An 18355-nucleotide genomic window follows, 5' to 3' on the forward strand; every position below is an offset into this window, starting at 1 on the left:
TTTGCCTGCCGACCTCACGGCCGAGGACGCCAAACTCGTCACCCTGGCGCGCGCCGCCCGGGCCCGGACCCGCGCCGCCGAAGGCGCCGCCGTCCGGGACACCGACGGGCGCACGTACGCCGCCTGCACGGTCCAGCTGGACACCGTGGGGCTGAGCGCGCTTCAGCTCGCGGTCGCGATGGCCGTATCGTCAGGGGTCAAGGGCATCGAAGCGGCCGCGGTGGTCACCGACCACGAGACCGCGCAGGTCGATGTCGAGGTGGTCCGCTACTTCGGCGGTGCCGCTCTTCCGGTAGTCGTTGCCAATGGCAACGGAGAGGTTCGTGATGTCGTCCACACCTGAGTCGGAGTTCAAATCCGGCTTCGCCTGTTTCGTCGGCCGGCCCAACGCCGGCAAGTCGACGCTCACGAACGCCCTGGTGGGGCAGAAGATCGTGATCACGTCGTCCAAGCCGCAGACCACCCGGCACGCGGTCCGGGGGATCGTGCACCGGACCGACGCGCAGCTGATCCTGGTCGACACCCCCGGGCTGCACAAGCCGCGGACGCTGCTCGGCGAGCGGCTGAACGACGTGGTGAAGACCACCTGGGCCGAGGTCGACGTGATCGGCATCTGCCTGCCCGCCAGCGACAAGATCGGCCCCGGCGACCGGTTCCTGGTCACCGAGGCCGCCAAGGTGGCCAAGACACCGAAGGTCGCACTGGCCACCAAGGCCGACCTGGTCGCGCCCGAGCGGATGATCGAGCACCTGTCCGAGATCCAGACGCTGGGCGAGTCGGTCGGGATCGAGTGGGCTTCCGTCGTACCGGTGTCGGCGACCTCGGGGTACCAGGTCGACGTCGTCGCGGACGAGCTGGTGAAGTTCCTGCCGGTCGGCCAGCCGCTCTACCCCGACGGTGACGTGACGGACGAGCCGGAGGAGATCCTGGTCGGCGAACTGATCCGGGAGGCCGCGCTGGAGGGCGTCCGGGACGAGCTGCCGCACTCGATCGCGGTCACCATCGACGAGATGGGGCTGCGTGAGGGCCGGCCGGACGACAAGCCGCTGCTGGACATCTACGCGAACATCTTCCTCGAGCGGGACAGCCAGAAGGGCATCGTGATCGGCCACAAGGGCGCCCGGCTGCGCGAGGTCGGCGCGAACGCCCGCCGCCAGATCGAGGCCCTGCTCGGTACGCCGGTCTACCTCGATCTGCACGTCAAGATCGCGAAGAACTGGCAGACCGACGCCAAGCACCTGCGGAAACTCGGGTTCTGATGGCTGTGGACCCGGCTGCCGCGGGCGTCTCCGTTCCTGGCGACGCGGCCCTCGGCTCCAGCGCGCTGATCAATCCCGTGTACCAGGCGCTGACCGGCGCGCACGCCAACCTGGCCGAGGTGAAGAGCCAGGTCCGTCGCTACCCGGCCGAGGTCGCTCCCTTCTTCGGCCTGCCGGACGACCCGACCGAGCAGGATTGGACCGACGCGGCCGAGCTGCTGGGCGTTGGCCACAGCGGCGCGCTGATCCGGGCGGAGCTGCCGGTGCCGGCATCGTTCAAGGTCGAGCAGGTGTTCGGCCTGGTCCAGTTCGTCGCGCCGGCCGGCTTCGGAGTGGAAGAGCCCGAAGCGGTGGAGCTCGGCCCTGACGACGTCCCCGAGCTGCTCGCGCTGACCGAACTCACCGAGCCCGGCCCGTTCCGCTCCCGGACCATCGAGACCGGCCGCTACCTCGGCGTACGGCGGAACGGCGAGCTGATCGCGATGGGTGGCGAACGGTTCCGCGCCCCCGGCCATGTCGAGATCAGCGCGGTCTGCACGCATCCGGCGTACCGGGGTCAGGGACTCGCCAGCCGGCTGATCCGGGCGGTTGCCGCAGGCATCGAACACGAGGGCGACCGGCCGTTCCTGCACACCGGCGCCACCAACACGACCGCGATCCGCCTCTACGAGAGCCTCGGGTTCACGGTCAGCAACCGCATGCAGGTCACGATCGTGGAGCCGCTCGGACGATGAGCGCCTGCCCGAGCGGCTTGCGGGTCAGCTCGGGTACTTCGCAGTCGGCGGCCGGATAGCCGACCGGGAACAGGATGTAGGGCCGCTCGGTGCGGGGCCGGTCGAGGACCTTGGTGAGGAACGCCATCGGGTTCGGGGTGTGGGTCAGCGTCGCCAGGCCCATCCGGTGCAACGCCGCGATGAAGAACCCGCAGGCGATGCCGACGCTCTCCGAGACGTAGTAGTTCTTGCGCAGGCTGCCGTCGGGTTGCGGGGTGTGTTTCTGCGCGAACACGACCACCAGCCAGGGCGCGACCTCGAGGAATTCCTTGTGCTCGTCGGTTTCCAGCGGGGCGAGTGCGGAGTGCCACTCCGGCAGCTCCCGATCGCGGTAGAACTTCCGCTCTTCCTCCTCGGCCGCCGCCCTGATCCTTTGCTTGAGCTCGGGATCGTTGGTCGCCACGAACGTCCACGGCTGGTGGTGCGCCCCACTCGGCGCGGTGTTGGCGGCGGCGACCGCAAGCTCGATCGCTTCTAGCGGCACCTCCTCGTCCGAGAACCACCGCACCGATCGTCTCCGCTCCAGCTCCTCGTGAAACTCCGCGCCACGGCGCAGCCCTTCCACAATCGGCACGCGTGGCGGGACGTAGGGAACGAACGGATGCTGATGGCTGCGGCTCACGTTCCGCACCGTAGCCAGGAGGACTCAGATGAGTCCAGCTTGAGAAACTGTGGGTCCATATGATCCGCTTTTGTCTTTGCCCAACGTCTCGCCTCGTCAGCTGGAGTACCTTACTGCCGAGCAGCTTTCAGAGCGACTTCTGGAAGTCCAGGGCGCGGGCCACGACGAAGTAACCGAGCTGCTCGTTGATGCCGATCATGTGGTTGTTCGACTCGGCGTTCCAGGTGTCGAGCTGGGTCAGCGCCGGCTCGGTTTCGCGGAGCCAGAGCAGCATCGCCGTCTTCAGCAGTGCGCCGAGCCGGTGGCCGCGGTGGTCGCGGGAGACGGCGGTGTCGTTCTGCTCGGCGATGTGCGGACGCTCGCGCTCGACGGTGACCACCGAATGGCCGGCCAGCTCGCCAGTGGTGCGATGGCGAGCGATCACCCGGTACATCGTCTGGTTGTGTCCGCGCCGGGCTTCCTCGTAGGCGCGTAGCCGCTCCGCGCTGAAGACGTCGTCCTCGATCTCGAGGTCGTCCTTCGGTGCGTCGTTGATCGAGGCGGTCACGGCGATCATGCCCTCGAGCATCTCGTCCGGCAGGGCACCGATGATCCGGACCACTTCGTAGTCCGCCGACGCGAGCACCGCCTCGTCGTACAGCTTCTGCACGGTCGTCCAGTCCAGGGTGGTGATGTCCTGGCGCCGGTTCACCTCGACGGCCTTCTGCTCGAACCCGTGCCGCTTCGCGAACGCGGCCGCCTTCGGCAGGTCCCAGGTGGTGATGCCGATCGAGGTTCGGCCGAGCTCACCGGCCAGTTGCTCGGCGTACCGGATCAGTTCGCTGCCGATCCCGCGACCGCGATGCTCGGGATGCACCTCGACCCCGGTCCAGACCAGGTTCGTGTTGTCGTAGGTCGGCACGTGGACCTGGAGCAGACCCACCAGGGAGCCGTCCGCTTCCCGCGCCAGGTAGGTGCGACCGGGGTCAAGATCCCAGCCGTACCGCAGATCCGCCGCGTAACCGGTCGGAGTCGACAGCAGCGCACCCGGACAGTCGACAGCATGCGTCGCGTTCAGCAACGCCACCGCCTCGGCACAACCAGCCGCGTCCTCGGGGAAAAGCCTGGAGATATCCACAACCCCAGAGTGGCGGCACGGACCCATTACCGCGAGTCATTTAACTCGTGCCGTAGACGTGGGTGATGGGGATGGTGAGGAGGAGGCGGCGCTGGTCGACCATTGCCTGGCGGTACTCGTCCCAGTCGGGGTGTTCGCCGGCGGCGGCCCGGTAGTAATCAATGAGGGCTTCTACTGTGTCGTCGTCCGGGGTGGCCGCGACCGGGGTCAGCTCGGCGGTGCCCTCGGCCACGACGTACGAGCGGCCGTTGGGACCGTTCACGTAGAGGCTGACGCGGGGGTCGCGGCGGAGGTTCTTGGTTTTGGCCCGCCCGTCGGTGATCGAGACGCGGAGGTGCTCACCGTCGTACACGTAGGTGATGTTGGACAGTTGCGGGCGGCCGTCGCGTTTGATCGTGACGAGCACACCGAGGCCGGTCTTGCCGAGTTCACCGACTAGCTCAGACGTCATACCCCGAGCCTATTCGGTGGTCGGCGCTTCCTGACCCGTCACTCTCCGTCTCGGTCCGCGAGACTGCTGGTTCGACCTCCGGATCGGATTGTGCATAGACTCGCTGGCATCATGCGGCACCAGCTTCTCCTCCTTCGCTGCCGCGGCGAGGCCTGACGTAGGCCGGTTCCCTCGCCGCGGAGTTTGTCGTACGCCGGTCGATGTCGACCACCGCAGTACATCCCGCGAGGAGAACCCGCAATCATGGCACCGAAGAACCAGCCCCAGCCCGTCCAGCAGAGTTCCGGTATGCCGGTCGGCCGGTACAGCGCGTTCCCGCCGATCCAGCTGCCCGATCGCACCTGGCCGGCCAAGTCGGTCGACAAGACCCCGCGCTGGCTGTCCACCGATCTGCGCGACGGCAACCAGGCGCTGGTCGAGCCGATGTCGCCGGCCCGCAAGCGGCGGATGTTCGACCTGCTGGTCCGGATGGGCTACAAGGAGATCGAGGTCGGGTTCCCGAGCGCGAGCCAGTACGACTTCGACTTCGTCCGCAGCCTGATCGAGGGTGACGCGATCCCCGAGGACGTCACCATCTCGGTGCTCACCCAGGCGCGCGAAGAGCTGATCGAGCGGACCGTGCAGTCGCTGCAGGGGTCGCCGAAGGCAACGATCCACCTCTACAACGCGACCGCGCCGCTGTTCCGCCGGGTCGTCTTCAACGTCGACAAGGCCGAGTGCCGCACGATCGCGGTCCGCGGTACCGAGACCGTGATGAAGTACGCCGACGAGATGCTGGCCGACTGCGAGTTCGGCTACCAGTACAGCCCGGAGATCTTCACCGGGACCGAGCTGGAGTTCGCGCTCGAGGTCTGCGAGGCGGTCAGCGACGTCTGGCAGCCGGAGGCCGGCCGGGAGATCATCCTGAACCTGCCCGCCACGGTCGAGATGTCGACGCCGAACGTGTACGCCGACCAGATCGAGTGGTTCGGCCGCAACCTGACCCGGCGCGAGCACAGCACGATCAGCCTGCACCCGCACAACGACCGCGGTACCGCGGTGGCCGCCACCGAGCTGGGCCTGATGGCCGGCGCGGACCGGGTCGAGGGCTGCCTGTTCGGGCACGGCGAGCGGACCGGCAACGTCGACCTGGTGACGCTGGGGATGAACCTGTTCAGCCAGGGCATCGACCCGCAGATCGACTTCTCCGACATCGACGAGATCCGCCGTACGGTCGAGTACTGCACCCAGATGCGGGTGCCCGAGCGTCAGCCGTACGCCGGTGACCTGGTCTACACCGCCTTCTCCGGCTCGCACCAGGACGCGATCAAGAAGGGCCTGGAAGCGCTGGACAAACAGGCCGCGGCCGAAGGCAAGCCGGTCGGCGAGATCGCCTGGGAGGCGCCGTACCTGCCGATCGACCCGAAGGACGTCGGCCGGTCGTACGAGGCGGTCATCCGGGTCAACTCGCAGTCCGGCAAGGGCGGCGTCGCGTACATCATGAAGTCGGAGCACAGGCTGGACCTGCCGCGCCGGCTGCAGATCGAGTTCAGCCGGGTGATCCAGCAGCACACCGACGCCGAGGGCGGCGAGGTCGGTCCCCAGCAGATGTGGAACATCTTCGAGACCGAGTACCTGGCGCCCGGCAAGCTGTCGCTGCTGACGGTCAACTCGACCTCGGGCGAGGGCCAGAACGACGTCCTCCGGGTGCAGGTGTACTCCGGCGGCGTCCCGCACGAACTGGTTGGCGAGGGCAACGGTCCGGTCTCGGCCTTCGTGGACGCGATCAAGCCGCTGAAGTACGACGTCCGGGTGCTGGACTACCACGAGCACGCCCTCTCGGCCGGCGGCGACGCACTGGCCGCGGCGTACGTCGAGTGCGAGTTCGGCGACGACGTCTACTGGGGCGTAGGCCGCGACGCCAACATCCTCACCGCCTCCCTGAAAGCAGTAGTCTCAGCCATCAACCGCGCCAACCGCTAAACCGGTGGTGGATCGCGCCCGGAGCTGGTTGGCTCTGGGCGTGATCACCGTGCGCGAGATCGACCCGGCCGACGACAGCAGCTTCGATTCCTGGTACGCCGTCCTGCGGGCCGGCGCTACCGCCGATCGTGAGGTGCCGTTGCTGGCCAGTCACGATGCGCTGGCTACCTCGCTGCGCGTGCCGGTCCCGACGAAGGCTCTCGTCGCGGTGGCGGCGTACGACGGGGAGCGGGTCGTCGGCGCGATGATCTTCGAGTACGGCCTGAAGGACAACCTCGACTCCGCCCTCGTGGAGATCAACGTCGCGCCGGCCGACCGTAGGCAGGGGATCGGTACGGCGCTGTGGGGCTGGGCGCGGGCGCGCGCCGCATCGCTCGGGCGGACCGTCTACCAGACCGAGATCGCGATCCCGGCCGGCTTCACCACCGACACCTGGCCGGCCTGCCTGTTCGCCACCAAGCTCGGGTTCGCGCTGGAGCATATCGAGGACCACCTCGTCGTACCGCTTCCGTACCAGCATCAGATCGAACTCGAGCCGCTGGTCGGTTATGAGCTGATCTCGTGGGCCGGTCCTTGCCCGGAAGAGTTCCTGCCGGTGTACGCCGAGCTGCGGACCGCGATGAGCGCCGACGTGCCGAGCGGCGGGATGACCAGGGAGACGAGGCACTGGCAGGTCGACGAGCTTCGCCAGCTGGAGGAGCGGAACGCCAAGAATTACCTGTCGCTGGTGGTCCTGGCCCGAGCGCTCGACGGTACCCCGGCCGGTTACACGGTGATGTTCCTGCCGAAGACCGATCCGGAGACAGCCCAGCAACTCGACACCCTCGTACTGCGGGATCACCGCGGCCACAATCTGGGTGCTCACCTGAAGCTGGCCAATCTAGAGCAGCTTGCCAAGCACCGGACCACCCAGAAGCTGTTGCACACCTGGACGGCCGAGACGAACACGGCGATGCAGAAGGTCAACGCCCGCTTCGGGTTCGTGGCTCGGGAGAAGAACGCGGAGTACGAGGTGACGCTCCCGGAGCCGCGGTTGCGGCAGGCGGTGCGGGCCGTCGTACTGGATGCTGAGGATCGGGTTCTGCTGCTGCGGTTCGAGTTCGATGACAAGGTCGTCTGGGCCGCGCCGGGTGGCGGGGTCGAGGCGGGGGAGTCGCTGCGGGAAGGGCTGGTTCGGGAACTGTCCGAGGAGATCGGTCTGGAGCCGCCGGCCGACGCGCCCCACCTGTGGCATCAGGTCGCGGTGAGCCCGGACTATGCGGGCGGCTACGACGGAGTCATCAACGACTACTTCCTGATCCGCGTCGACTCCTTCACACCCGCGGGGGTGCTGTCGCAGGCCGAGCTCGAAGCTGAGAGCGTGTACGGCCACCGGTGGTGGACCCTCGAAGAACTGCAGTCCCACGAGGGCCCTGCCTACCTGTCACCCCGCACCCTCCACCACCAGCTGGCACACCTCGTCCAGCACGGCCCACCGCCGGAACCGCTCTTCCTGGGCGTGTGATCCCAGGATTTACAACCGGCGGTCCCAGCTGAGGCGGCCTTCGTCCATCAGGGCGTGGCCGTCGGCGCCGGCGGCGACGCTGGGGTCGTGGGTCGCGATGATCACCGCCGCGCCGCGGTCCGCCTCGGCGCGGAGAAGTTCGAGGACGCGCTCCCGGTTGGTGCTGTCGAGCTCACTGGTCGACTCGTCGGCGAGGATCACCTTGCCGCGCTGAGCCAGCCCGCGGGCGACCGCGATGCGCTGCTGCTCACCGCCGGACAGCTCCTCGACCAGATGATCGCCGCTCTCCTCGAGCCCGACGTCCGTAAGGGCTCTCTGGATGATCTCGTCGATCGACTCCAGCGCCTCGGCCCGGTCCCGGTCGTCACCCGGCAGCCGGCGCTCGGCCAGCAACGGCATCGACAGGTTCTCCCGTGCGGTCAGCACCCGAGCGAGCCCGTTGCCCTGCGGGATCAGTACGACGCCGTGCCCGGCCGCGGCCGGCCGGTTCGCGATCTCCAGCCCGTCGACCAGCACGGTGCCCGACTTCGCCGGCACCGCCCCGGCGATTGCCCAGAGCAACGAACTCTTGCCGGCCCCGGACGGCCCACTGACCGCCAGCACATACCCGGCCGGCACCTGCAACGTCACCTCGTCCACCGCGACGAGATCGTCGTACGCGACGGTGAGATTGGTGACCGTGATCATGTCTCGTCCTCCTGCTCGACCAGGGTCAGCCGGACCTCGCCGTCCTCGGTGGTGACTCGCAACAACGTGCCGGGCGGCAGCAGTTCCGCGACATGCGGGGGCAACGGCAACGACCCGTCGGTCGCGACCACCGCGAACTCCTCACCCGAGCGGCCCTCCGACGCGATCCGGCCGTCCTTGATCGTGATCGTCCTGGGCAGCACGGCAGCCACCTCGGGATCGTGCGTGATCAGCAGCACGGTCATCCCGGTCGCCTTGTTGACCGTCGAGATCGCGGCCAGTACTTCGTCGCGGGCGCGGTGGTCGAGCTGGCTGGTCGGTTCGTCCGCCAGCAGCAGCCCGGGGTAGGTCGCGATCCCGACGGCGACCGCGCAGAGCTGGATCTGGCCGGGCGTCAACCGATCCAGCGGCACCCGGGCTTGGTTGCTCAGGCCAACGAGTTCGAGGACTTCCCGCGGCGCCGGCAGGGTCCGGCCGCGGACGGCGGCCCGCTGGGCGTACCGGACGTTGTCCTCGGGATTGAGGTAGGGAACGAGGTTGCGCCCGGCCCCCTGCAGCACGATGCCGACGTCACCGGCCCGCATGCGGTCGAGTTCCACCTCGGTCATCGTGGCGATGTGGTGCTCGCCGATCTGCAGCCGCCCAGCGCTCGGCGTCAGCAACCCGCCGCACAACTGAAGCAGGGTTGACTTACCGGCACCGGACGGCCCGAGCAGGCCGACCAGTTCACCCGGCCGCACGCTGATCCCGATCCCCGACAGCGCCGCGACATCGTGCCCCTGGCTGCGGTAGATGTGCACCAGGCCGGTCGTGTTGATCGCAAGGCCGGTCATGATAGTTCCTCCCGGATCCGGGCGTAGCCGGCTCGGCGGTTGACGCCGGTGCCGAGCAAGAGCGTGGCGGTGGCCAGTAGCGCAGTACTGATGACTGTGAGCGCCAGGGCGACGGGCCAGTTGATGGCCAGGTCGAGGGGGATCGGCGAAGGCCGGGCGGTCGGTGCGAAGAGCGGAATCAACGGCAACGCGATGTGGGCGCCGAGGATGCCGCACGCCGATCCGAGCAACGCGGCCAGCGTGACCGGGCCAGTCTGCTCCCACCGCGCGGCTCGTCCAGTTGTCGCCGCCGGTACGCCGGTGATGCGCAGGCTCGCGTAGTCCTGGGCCCGGGAACGCCACGAGGTGACGATCATGAGCAGCAGCACGATGACTGCCAAGGCCCAGCCGGCGATGCCGATCACCGGGGTGAGCTGCAGCGCGAGCGCACTGGCCGAGCGGCCGTAGGTGCCGAGCCGCTCGGACTGCCGGTCGACCAGGGTCGCGGTGATGCCTGCGGTGGCCAGACCGGCGATGATCTGGTCCGCGCGGGCCAGCCCTTCGGCATTCAGCCAGATCTCGACGTCCGTGCTGGTGTCGGACACGGTGCTGCCCAGCCGGCGAACGCTTTCGAGGTCGACCACTGCGGTGTGCTCGGTGTGCCGGGGAACGATACTGCGCAGCCGGTCGATCTTCTCGATCGGGACGCCGATCCCATCCGGACCGGGCACCGTCTGGGCGTCGTTGACGGCGAAGTCGGACGTCACCAGGGCCGGCAGCTCGGTCGGCATCCTGGTGGTCTGGACGGTCAGTTCGCTGCCGCTGTTCGTGACGTTCAGGACCAGCCCGTTCGGTGGCCCGTCGGTCACGGTGAGGTCGTCCAGGAGTTCGGCACCTTCGGTCTGCCGCGGCGGGTTCCAGTTCGTCGCCGGGCCGAGCGGGACCGTCGGCTGGGTCCTGGTGGCCAGGTTGGTGATCGTGATCTCGCCGCGGATCCCGCTGGAGTCACCGAGTTCGCGGGCCACACCCAGCCGGATCAGCTGGCAGGGATCCGTGCAGTTCATCTCGGCGCTGAGTTGCACCGTTTTGCCGGCTCCCGGCTTCAGCGGCGGGAACTGAATGAGGTTCCGGGTCATGGTGCGTTGGCTGTACACGGTGGCCTGCAGGACCACGGACTTGGCGGGCGGAACAGGCGGGACAAACTCGCCGTCACCGGTGGGTGGCGAGTACGGCTTCAGTTCACCGGGAGTCACGGTGAGCGTCAGCCGGTTGCCCCGTACTGCGACCGGCGGCGGCTCCGTCGGTGCGGTGATCGCCTTGAACCCCTCGGCGTCGGTGAGCTCGTCGCCACGGAAGGCGATCCGCCGGAAGCTGTCCGGCTCGATCATCAGCGCGCGCAGACCGCTCGTGTTCGCGGGGTAGGCCAGCACGATCGGCGTCAGCCACTGACGGTCCTTGTCGACCTGGTCGACGGCGGTGGTGAACTGCCGCAGGCTGTCCACCTCCATCGCCAGCACTCCTTCCGCCCCGATCTCGTAGCCGGCCCGGAACTCACGGTTGTCCTCGGCAACGGAGGAGGCCTGTCCGGCGAAGGAGACCAGGGCGGTGGCCACGGCGACGACGGCGACGATCCGGGTGACGGCCGGGCGGCGGGCTACTTGGAGGGCGCCGAGAGCCAGGCCGAGCCGGCCGCGGCGCAACGCCTGCCGGCTGATCAGCCCGGCCGCGGGCAGCAGCAGATGAGCGAACGCCAAACCGGCCGCGAGAGCAAGCAGGCTGGGCGTCAGAACCGGCAGCGGACCCCGCCCGCCGCCGGTCAGCGCGGCCACCAGACCGGCCGAGGCGACGACGATGACGACGACGTCGATCATGCCGATGGTCCAGCCGCGACGACGCGGCACGATGCGCCGGAGCAGGGTGGAGATCGGCTGCCGGACGACGGAGCGGACCGACCACGCCACCACGGCAAGCCCGACCAGTGTCGAGAACACGACCGCGGCCGGCACGGTCCACGGCACCTCCACCGGGGCGCCGTCGTCAAGCCAGGTACTTCGAACCACCAACAGTACGCCGAAGCCGGTCAAGGCTCCCAGCAACGTCCCGACCAGCACGGGCACGCTCAGCTCGATCGCCAACGCCCGCCCGGTACGCCGTACGCCGGCGCCGCGGAGCCGGGAGATGGCGAGCTCCGGCCGGCGCTGGTCGACCACCGCCGCCAACGCGAGGGCCAGGACGACGACGCCGAACAGACCGACCTGCACCATGACCAGCGGAATGATCGTGACCGCTTGCCGGCGTTCGGCGTTGATGCCGTCGATGAGGTCGACCAGTCCGGAGTGGTTCCGGACCTGCATCCCGAAGTCGGGCGCTCTGGCCTCGGATTCGGCGGTGGCCAGCCGGAGCTGGGCCAGATCGTCCACCCGGGCCTTGCCCGGCAGCAGCCGCAGGTCCGCGGTCGAGTGAGCGCCCCAGCCCTTCGCCAACGTGTCGCGACCGGTCAGCAGGAAGTCGGAGGTGGCTCCCCGGCTGTCGCTGGCCTGACGCGAGTGGCCGGTCGGCCCGCGCCCGAACCAGTAGGGCTCGTAGCTGTCCGCCTGGTAGAGGCCGACCACGCGAAGCGTGCCGCCACCGGCGTACTTGGTGGACTGCGCCCCGATCGTCGAGCCGACGGCGACACCGAAGTTCTTCGCGTCAGTAGTCGAGACGACGACCTCGTGCGAGGAGTCGGGGCACTGGCCGGCGGTCAGCGCCACCTTGCCGCAGTACCCGTCCCGCCACTCCACCCGGCCTTCGATCTTCTTCTTCGCCGTCTCCAGGCCCCAGACCACCTGAACCGTCAGGCCGTTCGACGCCGGGGCGAACAAGGGCCGGAGGTTGTCGGGCATGACCTTGACCAGGTCCTCGGGTGGCGGGGCTGTGCTCGGTCCGCTGACTCCCAGGGGCGGAGCCGCGTCCAGCCGCCAGCCGGCCTGCAGCCACTGGCCGGACAAGGTCTCCGTGGTGACCGTCTGCTCGACCGCCCGGGAGAACCACGGCGCGAACGCCGCACACGTGCCGATCAGCACGCTCACACCGGCCAGCACCAGCATCTGCGACCACCGGTACCGCAGCGCCTGCCTCAAAAACATCAGCGTCCACCCCTAGCCGCCCCCGGAAAACGTTAACCCGGCTGAACTTACGGAGAGCCGGGGTCGTCGTCAGCGATTTACCGAGAAAGACACACAGTCGTTGCCTGGGCATCGGTCCGGTCACGGTGGCCGGGTGGGGGGTTGGCGGGACCGATTGTTAGCGATAACATCCCGGGCAGCGCGGCCGTCCGCGTCGTGAGGTCGGGGTTCGCAACAGGAGGTAAGGCATGAGGTTCGCACGAATGGTGGCCGCGGGTGGGGCCTTCGCAATGGCCGCGGCACTGGTGGCCTGCGGCTCGTCGGCCAAGACCACGGAGAGCAGCAGCGGCGGTGACACGGCGGGCGCTCTGGTGGGCGTCACGATGCCGACGAAGTCGTCCGAACGCTGGATCAGCGACGGCAACAACGTGAAGAAGGCGCTCGAGGACGCCGGGTACAAGGTCGACCTGCAGTACGCCGAGGACGACATCCCGACGCAGGCCAACCAGATCGAGAACCAGATCACCAAGGGCGCCAAGCTGTTGATCATCGCGGCCATCAACGGCACCGCGCTGACCAGCCAGCTGCAGCTGGCCAAGGACAGCAACATCCCGGTGATCTCCTACGACCGGCTGATCCGCAACAGCCCGAACGTGGACTACTACACCTCCTTCGACAACTTCAAGGTCGGCGTCCAGCAGGGCACCTCGCTGCTGACCGGCCTGAAGATCAAGAACGAGGACGGCTCGGAGGGCAGCGCGAAGGGCCCGTTCAACATCGAGCTGTTCGCCGGCTCGCCGGACGACAACAACGCCCCGTTCTTCTTCGACGGCGCGATGTCGGTGCTCAAGCCGTACATCGACAAGGGCACGCTGGTGGTCCGGAGCAAGCAGACCGACTTCAAGACGGTGGCGATCCTGCGCTGGAAGGCCGAGACCGCGCAGCGGCGGATGGAAGACCTGATCACCAAGTTCTACGGTGGCGCGAAGGTGAACGGCGTGCTCTCGCCGTACGACGGTCTGTCGATCGGCATCCTGTCGGCGCTCAAGAGCGCGGGCTACGGCACCGCGGGCCAGCCCTATCCGGTGGTCACCGGCCAGGACGCCGAGGTGGCGTCGGTGAAGTCGATCAACGCTGGTGAGCAGTACTCGACGATCTTCAAGGACACCCGCGAACTGGCGAAGGTGACCGCGAAGATGGCCGACGAGGTGCTCAAGGGCAACAAGCCCGAGACCAACAACGACAAGGACTACGACAACGGCGTGAAGGTCGTCCCGGCGTACCTGCTGCAGCCGGTGATCGTGGTCAAGGGCAACTACGAGAAGCTGCTGGTCGAGTCGGGCTACTACCAGGCCGGACAGCTGAAGTAATGACCGAGGACATCCTGCGGATGCGGGGGATCACCAAACGATTCCCCGGTGTGGTCGCGCTGGACGACGTGAACCTGTCGGTCCGGCGCGGTGAGATCCACGCGATCTGCGGTGAGAACGGCGCCGGCAAGTCGACGCTGATGAAGGTGCTGTCCGGGGTCTACCCGGACGGCTCCTTCGACGGCGGGATCGACTTCGAGGGTGAGCTGTGCCGGTTCTCCGGGATCCGCGACAGCGAGGACCGGGGCATCGTGATCATCCACCAGGAGCTCGCGCTCTGCCCGCAGCTGTCGATCGCGGAGAACCTCTTCCTCGGCAACGAGCGGGCCGAGCGCGGCTGGATCGACTGGAACCGGACGAACACCGAGGCGGCCGAGCTGATGCGCCGGGTCGGCCTGAACGAGAACCCGACCACCCAGATCCTCGACCTCGGTGTCGGCAAGCAGCAGCTGGTCGAGATCGCCAAAGCCCTGTCGAAGAAGGTGAAACTGCTCATCCTCGACGAGCCCACCGCGGCGCTCAACGACGAGGACTCCGCACACCTGCTGCAGTTGCTGCGGGGCCTGCGCGAGGACGGCATCACCTCGGTGATCATCTCGCACAAGCTGAACGAGATCGTCTCCATCGCCGAGACGGTGACGGTACTGCGGGACGGCCGGACCGTCGAGGTGCTCGACCTGCGCGACGGCGACGTGACCGAGAACCGGATCATCTCGGGCATGGTCGGGCGCGAGCTGTCCGACCGGTTCCCGACCCGGGACGCGGTGATCGGCGACGAAGTACTGCGGATCGAGGACTGGACCGTGCACAGCCCGACCCAGCACGGCCGGGTGGTGGTGGACAAGGCCTCCATCCGGTTGCGGCGCGGCGAGATCGTCGGGCTGGCCGGGCTGATGGGAGCCGGCCGGACCGAGTTCGCGATGAGTGTGTTCGGCCGGTCGTACGGCAAGGACATCTCCGGCCGGATCTTCAAGAACGACCAGCTGATCCGGCTCCGCACGGTCCGGGAGGCGATCGCCCAGGGCATCGCCTACGCCACCGAGGACCGCAAGCGGTACGGGCTGAACCTGATCGAGGACATCAAGCGGAACGTGTCCGCGGCGGGGCTGAGCCGGTTCACCCAGGGCTTCGGCTGGATCGACGACGGCAAGGAGTTCAGCGCGGCCGAGGAGTTCCGGCGCAGCATGAACATCAAGGCGCCCAGCGTGCTGACCACCACCGGCAACCTGTCCGGTGGCAACCAGCAGAAGGTCGTCCTGTCGAAGTGGATCCTGACCGAACCCGACGTGCTGATCCTCGACGAGCCGACCCGCGGCATCGACGTCGGCGCGAAGTACGAGATCTACACGATCGTCAACCAGCTCGCGGCGGAGGGCAAGGCGATCCTGGTGATCTCCTCGGAGCTGCCCGAGCTGCTCGGGCTGTGTGACCGGATCTATGCGATGTCCGCCGGCCGGATCACCGGTGAGGTGAGTCGCGAGGAAGCGAACGAGGAACGTCTGATGCAGTACATGACCGCCGGTGTCAGTGCCGGACGCGAGGAGAACCGATGAGCACCGCCACCTCGGCCCAGGACGACGTCACGCCGCTGCCGCCCGCCGGCGGCCCGGCCCGGCCGCGGGTGCGGCTGTCGTTCAACCCGCGTGAGAGCGGGATCTACATCGCCTTCGCGCTGATCGTGGTGCTGTTCTGGATCCTGACCGACGGCGCGCTGCTGGAGCCGCAGAACATCTCCAACATCATCGTCCAGAACTCCTACATCCTGATCCTGGCGATCGGGATGATCCTGATCATCATCCTGGGCCACATCGACCTGTCGGCGGGGTCCGTGGTGGCCGTCACCGGAGCGCTGTGTGCCTTGCTCACGGTCGATCTGGGCGTTCCGTGGCCGATCGCGGCGATCGCCACGATGGGCGCGGGCGCACTGATCGGCGCCTGGCAGGGCTACTGGGTCGCGTACTTCGGGATCCCGGCGTTCATCGTCACGCTGGCAGGCATGCTGATCTTCCGGGCCATCACCATGACCACCCTGGGCAACCAGGGGATCGGCCCGTTCCCCGACGAGATCCGGACGCTGTCCAACGGCTTCACACCGGGCTGGCTCGGCAACGTCGCCCTCGGTCCACTGGGCGGCGCGGACATCGTCACGCTGCTGGTCGGCCTCGGTCTGGTGGCGGCGCTGTTCCTGATGCAGTGGCGGGCCCGGGCCGGCCGGATCCGGTACGGGCAGACCGTCGAACCGATCGAGATCTTCGCCGCGAAGCTGGTGGTGGCCGCGCTGGTCCTGATGTTCGTCGTGGTCCAGCTGGCCCGCTTCAAGAACCTGCCTTGGGTACTGATCCTGCTGACCGTGCTGGTCGTCGGCTACTCCCTGGTCACCAGCAACACGATCTTCGGCCGGCACATCTACGCGATCGGCGGCAACCGGCAGGCGGCCGCGCTGTCCGGCGTCAAGGTCAACGCCGTGACGTTCTGGATCTTCGTCAACATGGGCGTGCTGGCGGCGATCGCCGGGATCATCTTCGCGGGCCGGCTCAACCAGGCCGGGCCGACCGCCGGTCAGAACTTCGAGCTGGACGCGATCGCCGCGGCCTTCATCGGCGGGGCGGCCGTCCAGGGCGGGATCGGCAAGGTGGTCGGCGCGATCACCGGCGGTCTGATCATGGCGGTCATCAACAACGGCATGTCCCTGATGGGTGCGGCCAGTGACCGGGTCATGCTCGTCAAGGGTCTGGTGCTGCTGGCGGCTGTTGCCTACGACATCTGGACCAAGCGCCGCGCGGGTGTCTCACGCATCTGAGGGTCTCGGCCAGGCAGGACGCGGACAGCGGTAGGTTCGGGGTATGCGTGAATCCCAACTCGGCGAACTGACCGTTTCCTGCCTCGGCCTCGGCTGCATGGGGATGTCCCAGTCGTACGGCGTCCAGAGTGACGACGCGGAGTCGATCGCCACCGTGCACGCGGCGATCGACGCGGGCTGCACCTTCATCGACACCGCGGACGTGTACGGCGACGGCGCGAACGAGGAACTCGTCGGGCGCGCCCTGGCCGGCCGTCGCGACGAGGTGGTGCTGGCGACCAAGTTCGGTTTCCAGCGCCCGGCGACGAGCGGGGGCATGCCGAACGTGGTGAACGGCACGCCGGAGTACGCCGCTGCTGCTCTCGACGCCTCGCTGCGGCGGCTTGGTGTGGATTACATCGACCTCTGGTACCTGCACCGGCGGGATCCGCAGGTGCCGATCGAGGAGACGGTCGGGGCGATGGCCCAGGCCGTTGCGGCAGGCAAGGTTCGGTACCTCGGCCTGTCGGAGGTGTCGGGCGAGACAGTACGGGCGGCGCACGCGGTGCACCCGATCAGCGCAGTACAGAGTGAATGGTCGTTGTGGACGCGGGACCCGGAGACCGGCGTACTGCCGACCCTGCGGGAGCTGGGGATCGGGTTCGTACCGTTCAGCCCGCTGGGGCGTGGGTTCCTGACCGGGCAGATCACGTCGCCGGAGGACTTCCCGGCCGACGACATGCGGCGTGGGCTGCCGCGGTTCAGCGGGGAGAACTTCCAGCGCAACCTGGACCTGGTGGCGAAGGTCAAGTCGCTGGCCGCGGACAAGGGCGTGCTGCCGAGTCAGCTCGCGCTCGCCTGGCTGCTTGCCCAGGGCAATGACATCGCGCCGATCCCGGGGACCAAGCGGCGCTCGTACCTGGCCGAGAACCTCGGTGCGGTCGACGTCTCACTGTCCGCTGAGGAGTTGGCCGCGCTGGATGCCGCGTTCCCGCCGGATGCGGTGGCCGGGGATCGGTACGCGCCGGGTGGGATGAAGATGGTGAACCAGTGATCGGCGTCACCGGCGCGACCGGGCAGCTCGGCGGGCGGATCGCGCGGCGGTTGGCGGCTTCCGGCGTACCGCAGCGGTTGATCGTGCGCGATCCGGCGCGGGCGCCCGAGTTGCCCGGGGCGGAGGTGGCGCAGGCGGCGTACGGGGAACACGCCGCGCTGCTGAACGCGCTCGACGGCGTGGACACCTTACTGTTGCTCAGCGCAACGGAGTCGGCGGACCGGGTGTCCTTGCACAAGGCAACAGTCGACGCGGCGGTCGCGGCCGGCGTACGGCGGATCGTCTACACCTCGTTCGTGGGCGCTTCGCCGTCGGCAACCTTCACCTTCGCCCGCGACCACTGGCACACCGAGGAGCACGTCCGCGGGACGGGCGTGGACTTCACCTTCCTCCGCGACAACCTCTACCTCGACTTCGTACCGGGCTTCGTCGGGGAAGACGGCGTGATCCGCGGCCCGGCAGGCGACGGCCGGGTAGCAGCGGTCTCCCGAGACGACGTAGCCGACGTCGCCGCCGCCGTTCTCGTGTCGGAGGCCCACTCGGGAATGACCTACGACCTCACCGGCCCGTCCGCATTCACACTGACCGAGGCGGCGACGCTCCTGACCGAGGCGCAGGGCCGGCCAGTCCGCTACGAACCCGAAACGCTAGACGAGGCGTACCGCTCCCGCGAGGGCTACGGCGCCCCACCCTGGGAGGTAGCCGGCTGGGTCACCTCCTACGCCGCAATAGCCAGCGGCGAACTAAGCGCCGTGAGCAGCGCGGTCGAAGACCTCACCGGCCACCCACCAATCAGCCTCGCAAACTACCTCGCCAAAACCTGAGCCGCGGGTGGACCGGGACCTGAGACAATGGGTG

At 68.3% G+C, this 18355-nt stretch carries 16 protein-coding genes; 10 read left to right on the plus strand and 6 right to left on the minus strand.

What is annotated here, in order from left to right:
- The first annotated feature begins 1 nt into the window (after position 1).
- Genes ACQPYM_RS15090 through ACQPYM_RS15100 form a run of 3 tightly spaced genes read left to right on the plus strand, consistent with a single transcriptional unit; the run spans position 2 to position 1993 of the window.
- On the plus strand, positions 2 to 343 hold the full coding sequence (locus ACQPYM_RS15090) for a cytidine deaminase (RefSeq protein ID WP_433021002.1): 342 nt from the start codon (positions 2 to 4) through the stop codon (positions 341 to 343).
- A complete protein-coding gene (era, locus tag ACQPYM_RS15095; RefSeq protein ID WP_433021005.1) occupies positions 327 to 1259 on the plus strand; it encodes a GTPase Era in 933 nt (310 codons plus the stop codon). The genes ACQPYM_RS15090 and era overlap by 17 nt, the downstream gene beginning before the upstream one ends.
- Entirely contained in the window at positions 1259 to 1993 is a 735-nt protein-coding gene (locus ACQPYM_RS15100) for a GNAT family N-acetyltransferase (protein ID WP_433021008.1), read from the plus strand. The genes era and ACQPYM_RS15100 overlap by 1 nt, the downstream gene beginning before the upstream one ends.
- Here the strand turns inward: ACQPYM_RS15100 and ACQPYM_RS15105 are convergent.
- From ACQPYM_RS15105 to ACQPYM_RS15115, 3 genes are all read right to left on the minus strand, one after another.
- Positions 1965 to 2654, minus strand: coding sequence for a nitroreductase family protein (locus ACQPYM_RS15105; RefSeq protein WP_433021011.1), 690 nt, complete (start codon positions 2652 to 2654; stop codon positions 1965 to 1967). The genes ACQPYM_RS15100 and ACQPYM_RS15105 overlap by 29 nt on opposite strands.
- Positions 2655 to 2781: 127 nt before the next feature.
- Positions 2782 to 3771 (minus strand): GNAT family N-acetyltransferase, encoded by a 990-nt coding sequence (locus tag ACQPYM_RS15110; protein ID WP_433021014.1) that lies wholly within the window; start codon positions 3769 to 3771, stop codon positions 2782 to 2784.
- 40 nt (positions 3772 to 3811) lie between these two features.
- Complete coding sequence (locus tag ACQPYM_RS15115) at positions 3812 to 4222, minus strand: PPOX class F420-dependent oxidoreductase (RefSeq protein ID WP_433021017.1); 411 nt, start codon at positions 4220 to 4222, stop codon at positions 3812 to 3814.
- 243 nt (positions 4223 to 4465) lie between these two features.
- On the opposite strand from ACQPYM_RS15115, the gene leuA reads away from it, so the two are divergent.
- Entirely contained in the window at positions 4466 to 6184 is a 1719-nt protein-coding gene (gene leuA / locus ACQPYM_RS15120) for a 2-isopropylmalate synthase (RefSeq protein ID WP_433021020.1), read from the plus strand.
- Positions 6185 to 6224: 40 nt separating this feature from the next.
- Entirely contained in the window at positions 6225 to 7688 is a 1464-nt protein-coding gene (locus ACQPYM_RS15125) for a GNAT family N-acetyltransferase (protein WP_433021023.1), read from the plus strand.
- A 9-nt stretch (positions 7689 to 7697) separates the two neighbouring features.
- Here ACQPYM_RS15125 and ACQPYM_RS15130 read toward each other — a convergent pair whose 3' ends face one another.
- From ACQPYM_RS15130 to ACQPYM_RS15140, 3 genes are read right to left on the minus strand one after another with little or no spacing between them, the layout of a single operon-like run.
- Positions 7698 to 8375: an ABC transporter ATP-binding protein gene (locus tag ACQPYM_RS15130; RefSeq protein ID WP_433021026.1), complete on the minus strand. Its 678-nt coding sequence runs from the start codon at positions 8373 to 8375 to the stop codon at positions 7698 to 7700.
- Positions 8372 to 9208: an ABC transporter ATP-binding protein gene (locus tag ACQPYM_RS15135; protein WP_433021028.1), complete on the minus strand. Its 837-nt coding sequence runs from the start codon at positions 9206 to 9208 to the stop codon at positions 8372 to 8374. The genes ACQPYM_RS15130 and ACQPYM_RS15135 overlap by 4 nt, the downstream gene beginning before the upstream one ends.
- The gene (locus ACQPYM_RS15140; RefSeq protein WP_433021031.1) at positions 9205 to 12315 is read right to left on the minus strand and encodes an FtsX-like permease family protein; all 3111 of its coding nucleotides are present in this window, start codon (positions 12313 to 12315) and stop codon (positions 9205 to 9207) included. The genes ACQPYM_RS15135 and ACQPYM_RS15140 overlap by 4 nt, the downstream gene beginning before the upstream one ends.
- 227 nt (positions 12316 to 12542) lie before the next feature.
- Here ACQPYM_RS15140 and chvE point away from each other — a divergent pair, with 227 nt between their 5' ends.
- From chvE to ACQPYM_RS15165, 5 genes are read left to right on the plus strand one after another with little or no spacing between them, the layout of a single operon-like run.
- On the plus strand, positions 12543 to 13664 hold the full coding sequence (gene chvE, locus ACQPYM_RS15145) for a multiple monosaccharide ABC transporter substrate-binding protein (protein ID WP_433021034.1): 1122 nt from the start codon (positions 12543 to 12545) through the stop codon (positions 13662 to 13664).
- The gene (gene mmsA / locus ACQPYM_RS15150) at positions 13664 to 15217 is read left to right on the plus strand and encodes a multiple monosaccharide ABC transporter ATP-binding protein (RefSeq protein WP_433021037.1); all 1554 of its coding nucleotides are present in this window, start codon (positions 13664 to 13666) and stop codon (positions 15215 to 15217) included. Before chvE ends, mmsA begins: the two co-directional genes overlap by 1 nt.
- The gene (gene mmsB / locus ACQPYM_RS15155; protein WP_433021040.1) at positions 15214 to 16464 is read left to right on the plus strand and encodes a multiple monosaccharide ABC transporter permease; all 1251 of its coding nucleotides are present in this window, start codon (positions 15214 to 15216) and stop codon (positions 16462 to 16464) included. The genes mmsA and mmsB overlap by 4 nt, the downstream gene beginning before the upstream one ends.
- Before the next feature lie 43 nt (positions 16465 to 16507).
- Positions 16508 to 17497 (plus strand): aldo/keto reductase, encoded by a 990-nt coding sequence (locus tag ACQPYM_RS15160; protein ID WP_433021043.1) that lies wholly within the window; start codon positions 16508 to 16510, stop codon positions 17495 to 17497.
- A complete protein-coding gene (locus ACQPYM_RS15165) occupies positions 17494 to 18321 on the plus strand; it encodes an SDR family oxidoreductase (RefSeq protein ID WP_433021046.1) in 828 nt (275 codons plus the stop codon). Before ACQPYM_RS15160 ends, ACQPYM_RS15165 begins: the two co-directional genes overlap by 4 nt.
- Positions 18322 to 18355 lie beyond the last annotated feature (34 nt).

The organism is Kribbella sp. CA-294648, assembly GCF_050943845.1.
Classification (GTDB): Bacteria; Actinomycetota; Actinomycetes; order Propionibacteriales; family Kribbellaceae; genus Kribbella.

Coding starts and splice junctions, on each gene's coding strand:
- era (WP_433021005.1), top strand. CDS start 327: ATGTCGTCCACACCTGAGTCGGAGTTCAAATCCGGCTTCGCCTGTTTC.
- ACQPYM_RS15100 (WP_433021008.1), top strand. CDS start 1,259: ATGGCTGTGGACCCGGCTGCCGCGGGCGTCTCCGTTCCTGGCGACGCG.
- ACQPYM_RS15115 (WP_433021017.1), bottom strand. CDS start 4,222: ATGACGTCTGAGCTAGTCGGTGAACTCGGCAAGACCGGCCTCGGTGTG.
- leuA (WP_433021020.1), top strand. CDS start 4,466: ATGGCACCGAAGAACCAGCCCCAGCCCGTCCAGCAGAGTTCCGGTATG.
- ACQPYM_RS15130 (WP_433021026.1), bottom strand. CDS start 8,375: ATGATCACGGTCACCAATCTCACCGTCGCGTACGACGATCTCGTCGCG.
- ACQPYM_RS15135 (WP_433021028.1), bottom strand. CDS start 9,208: ATGACCGGCCTTGCGATCAACACGACCGGCCTGGTGCACATCTACCGC.
- ACQPYM_RS15140 (WP_433021031.1), bottom strand. CDS start 12,315: ATGTTTTTGAGGCAGGCGCTGCGGTACCGGTGGTCGCAGATGCTGGTG.
- chvE (WP_433021034.1), top strand. CDS start 12,543: ATGAGGTTCGCACGAATGGTGGCCGCGGGTGGGGCCTTCGCAATGGCC.
- mmsA (WP_433021037.1), top strand. CDS start 13,664: ATGACCGAGGACATCCTGCGGATGCGGGGGATCACCAAACGATTCCCC.
- mmsB (WP_433021040.1), top strand. CDS start 15,214: ATGAGCACCGCCACCTCGGCCCAGGACGACGTCACGCCGCTGCCGCCC.
- ACQPYM_RS15160 (WP_433021043.1), top strand. CDS start 16,508: ATGCGTGAATCCCAACTCGGCGAACTGACCGTTTCCTGCCTCGGCCTC.